General features: G+C 70.6%; 4 protein-coding genes. 2 read left to right on the top strand and 2 right to left on the bottom strand.

The annotated features are described in order from the left end of the window. A partial coding sequence (locus C1A38_RS30230) for a glycoside hydrolase family 5 protein (protein WP_102661083.1) occupies positions 1 to 1,035 on the bottom strand: 1,035 nt, incomplete at its 3' end. A 359-nt stretch (positions 1,036 to 1,394) separates the two neighbouring features. On the opposite strand from C1A38_RS30230, the gene C1A38_RS30235 reads away from it, so the two are divergent. Further along, positions 1,395 to 2,357, top strand: a complete 963-nt coding sequence (locus tag C1A38_RS30235) for a TIGR03557 family F420-dependent LLM class oxidoreductase (RefSeq protein ID WP_102661080.1) — start codon at positions 1,395 to 1,397, stop codon at positions 2,355 to 2,357. Further along, the gene (locus C1A38_RS30240; RefSeq protein ID WP_102661081.1) at positions 2,354 to 3,211 is read left to right on the top strand and encodes an alpha/beta fold hydrolase; all 858 of its coding nucleotides are present in this window, start codon (positions 2,354 to 2,356) and stop codon (positions 3,209 to 3,211) included. Before C1A38_RS30235 ends, C1A38_RS30240 begins: the two co-directional genes overlap by 4 nt. A gap of 154 nt (positions 3,212 to 3,365) precedes the next feature. Here C1A38_RS30240 and C1A38_RS30245 read toward each other — a convergent pair whose 3' ends face one another. Next, complete coding sequence (locus C1A38_RS30245) at positions 3,366 to 4,130, bottom strand: hypothetical protein (protein WP_146017658.1); 765 nt, start codon at positions 4,128 to 4,130, stop codon at positions 3,366 to 3,368. Between the last annotated feature and the right edge of the window lie 53 nt (positions 4,131 to 4,183).

The following is a 4,183-nucleotide window of genomic DNA, read 5'->3' on the forward strand; positions in this document are numbered from 1 at the left end:
CGAGGTGGGCGGGGTGGTCGTGGGCGGGGGCGTGGTCGGCGGCGGGAGCGAGTCGTAGACGCTTGCCTGCCGCGAGGTCTGCCGGATGCCGTTGGTGCCGTTGAACAACCGCTGTCCCCAGGTGGTCAGCTGGTTCGGGTCGAAGTTCGTGGCCATGTCGAGGTATTCGACGCCACCGCCGTTGCCGCTCCACGACCAGCCCAGCCATCCGATCCCGTTGGCCTGGGTGTACGACAGGATGGCGTCCTCGTCGGGGTCACCGTCGGAGTGGTAGTGGCCGAACTCGCCGACCACGATCGGCAGTTGCCGGCTGCGGAACCGGCCCAGGTAGTCGCTGATCTCGGCGGCGGTGTCGAAGACGCCGTACATGTGGATGGAGAAGACGATGTTGCGGGCCGGGTCGGCGTCGAACACCGTCGGGGCGGCATCGCGCATGGTGAAGGACCAGTCCTGACCCCAGTTCGGGCCGTCCACCATGATGGTGTGGGTCAGGCCCGCGGTGCGCAGTCGCCGGATCGCGTTGCTCGTGTCGGTGGCCCAGGACGAGTAGTTCTGGTTGCCGTACGGCTCGTTGCCGATGTTGACGATGACGAACCGTTCCTGGCCGTTGAGCGCGCTGGCGATGCTGAGCCAGTAGTCGACCGCGCGATCGAGGCTGACCGCGCCGCTCTGCTCGCCGTAGCCGGTGGTGTCGTGCACCTCCAGCACGCAGATCAGCCGGTGGGCCTTGCAGAGCCCGATCACGTTCGTCACGTCCTCGGCGCTGTTGCGGGTCCACCGGTCGCCGCTGGAGAGCACGACCCGGACGGTGTTCGCACCGAGTGCCTTGATGTTGGCGAAGGAACTGGTCTGGTGGGCGTACCAGGTGTGCGCGTGGTTGACCCCGCGCATGATGAACTCGTTGCCGTTGGCGTCGTAGAGCTTGCCGCCGCTGACCGTGAAGCCGGAGGCCGCCTGCGCCGACGGGCCGAAGGCGAACACTGCGGCGACCGTCGCCAGCAGGATGGCGCCGACGCCCGCGAATAGCTTTCTCATGGTCTTCCTCGCATGAGGTTTCTCCCCCGTGCCCAGGGGGTGATGAGTGACGGGTGGCGGCTGCAGCCCGACAGCCGCGGAAGCAGGGCCCGGCGAGGCAGACATCAGCGTAGGCCGATGGATCGGTGGAAAGCAACCGGTTCAGTACGCATTGCGAACCGCGCCGCCCCCGTGACTGCGTACAGGACCGAGCTGTCACGGGGGCGGCCATCCCCACCACAGGGCACGCGGCAGGTCAGCACCTGAACCGGTTCAGGTCAACGGTAGGCAGGGGGCCGGTAGGCGTCAAGCATCGGCGAGGGTTGACACGTGCGGACCGGGGTATCCGGAACGGGCCACCCGGCCCGGAAGGAGACACCATGGTCAACATCGGCTACACCCTGATGGGTGAGCAGGCAGGCCCGAAGGAACTGGTCGACTACGCGGTACGGGCCGAGGCGGCCGGTTTCGACCACATCGTCACCTCTGACCACTACTACCCCTGGCTGGAGTCACAGGGCCACTCCCCGTACGCCTGGTCGGTGCTCGGTGCGGTCGCCCACGCCACCTCCCGCGCGGAGCTGATGTCCTTCGTGACCTGCCCGATCCGCCGCTACCACCCGGCCGTCGTGGCGCAGAAGGCGTCCACCATCGGGGTGCTCTCCGACGGGCGGTTCACCCTCGGTCTGGGTGCCGGGGAGAACCTCAACGAGCACGTCGTCGGCGCCTGGCCGCACGTGCAGCAGCGGCACGAGATGTTCGAGGAGGCGTTGCAGATCATCCGCCCGCTGCTCAACGGTGAGACGTTGACCTTCTCCGGCAATCACTACGACGTGCCGGACGCCTACATCTGGGACCGGCCCGACACTCCGGTGCCGATGGCGGTGGCCGCCTCCGGCCGACAGTCGGCCACCCTCGCCGCCGAGTACGGCGACGCCATGGTCGCCACCGACCCGGAGGCGCGCCTGGTCGAGATGTACGAGCAGGCCGGTGGTGCCGGACGACCCCGCTACGGGCAGGTGGCCATCTGCTACGGCCCGGACGAGGCGGAGTGCCGCAAGATCGCCCACGATCAGTTCCGCTGGTTCGGGCTGGGCTGGAAGGTCAACACCGACCTGCCCGACAACGACGCCTTCGAGGCGGCCACCCGCAGCGTCCGGGAGGAGGACGTGGCGGCCGGCATCTCCTGCGGACCGGACGTGGACAAGCACGTCGAGGCGTTCAAGAAGTTCGTCGACGCCGGGTTCACGCACGTGGCGCTGGTCCAGGTCGGCGGCGACAGTCAGCCGATGTTCCTCGACTGGGCGCAGGAGCAGCTGCTGCCCCGCCTGCGCGACCTGTGAGCACCGGGTCAGCGGGTCGGGGCACGGCGAGCCGGGCCCTGCTGCGGCTCGCGCTCGCCGCACCGGCCGACGCGGCCGGGCTGACCAGTCAGTGGCGACACGTCGACGGCATCCGCACCCACGTCCGACGCAGCGTCGACGCACCGCCCGGCACACCGATCGTGCTGGTGCACGGGCTGGCCGTGTCGCACCGCTACCTCACCCCGCTGGCCGTGGCGCTGTCCGACCACCACCCGGTGTACGCGCCGGACCTGCCCGGCTTCGGGCTCAGCGCCCACCCCGCCGAGGCGTACGACGTACCTCGGCACGCCGACCACCTGGCCGCACTGCTGGCCGCGTACCGGCTGCCGCCGGTGTGCGTGTTCGGGCACTCGTTCGGCGCGGAGGTCGCCGCCGCCCTCGCCGTACGCCATCGGCACGCGGTACGCGCCCTGGTGCTGGCCGGGCCGACGAGCGATCCGCGGGCCCGGTCCCGGACCGGCCAGCTCCGTCGCCTGCTGCTCGACCTGCCCCGGGAGGCGCTGTGGCAGGCCCCGGTCCTGGTACGCGACATCGCCGACGCCCGCCCACCGCGCCTGTGGGCCACCCTCTCGCGCTCGGTCCGCAACCGGATCGAGGACGACCTGACCCGACTCACCGTCCCCACCCTGGTGCTCACCGGCGCCCGGGATCCGATCGCGCCGCCGGCCTGGCGGGACCGGGCAGCTGCCCTGGTGCCCCAGGTCCGTACGGTCTCGGTGCCGGGCGCGGCACACAACGTCGCCAGCACCGCCCCCCGCCAGGTCGCCGACGCCGTTCGGGCGCTGCTCGACGACCGCGTCCACGACCGACTCGACACGCTGACGAACAGGTGAACCCATGCGTATCGGCAACACGGAGATCCGACCCGCCGGTGGCGGCCTCGGCTGCCTTCTGATGATCCTCGTTTCGATCGTCGCCTCGATCGTGCTGACCGTCCTGCTCAACCTGGTCCTCTGACCCTCCTGCGCGTTGCGGTCGGGCCGCCGGTCAGCGGAGCAGGCCGAGGGCGAACAGGGTCTCGCGGATCTCCCGCCCGACCGGCTCCAGGACGCTGGTCCGCAGCCAGCGGGCCGGCGCCACGACGGTGAATCGCCAGACGGCGCGGATCGCCCGGCCCACCGGCACCACCGTGTTGCGCCAGAGCCAGCGGGTCGCCAGCCAGAGTGGACGCAGGGTCAGCGCCCAGCACCACCACAGGATCCGGCCGGACGCCCACCAGGCCCAGGACAGCGCAGCGCCCAGGTGCTCACCCACGACCACCAGCCACCGGCCCACCTGCTGCAGGGCCGGGGTCAGCACCCGTACCAGCCAGGTCACCGGCACCCACACCAGGTAGTACAACGGCACCCAGACCAGGGTGTGGAACAGCCAGGCCAACCCACGCCCGCACCAGCGCAGCGGGGGCCACAACACGTGGTGCCACAGCCAGACCAGGCCCTGCCACAGCCAGGTCAGCGGCAACCAGACCAGCCTCTGCCACAGCCACACTGCGGCGCGGCCCAGCCAGAGCAGCGGAATCCAGATCAGATGCTGCAGCAACCACCCGAGTGGACGCAGCAGCCACCGGTCCAGGAACCGGCCCACCGGAGCCAGCACCCAGCGGTACAGTCCTTTGCCGACGGCCGCCAGCAGCTCCCAGGCCAGCCGGAACGGCAGCACCACCACCAGCACCACGCCGCGCGCGAGGACCCCCACCACCGACGGGCGATTGTCGCCGTTGTCGCTGCGCACCGGCGACGAGGAGTCCCTCACAGCCGGCCACCCTAACCCCCACCTACAACCCCCACCACCCCTCCCAGTCCCCA

The sequence above is a fragment of the Verrucosispora sp. ts21 genome (assembly GCF_002879555.1).
In the GTDB taxonomy this organism is placed as follows: domain Bacteria; phylum Actinomycetota; class Actinomycetes; order Mycobacteriales; family Micromonosporaceae; genus Micromonospora; species Micromonospora gifhornensis.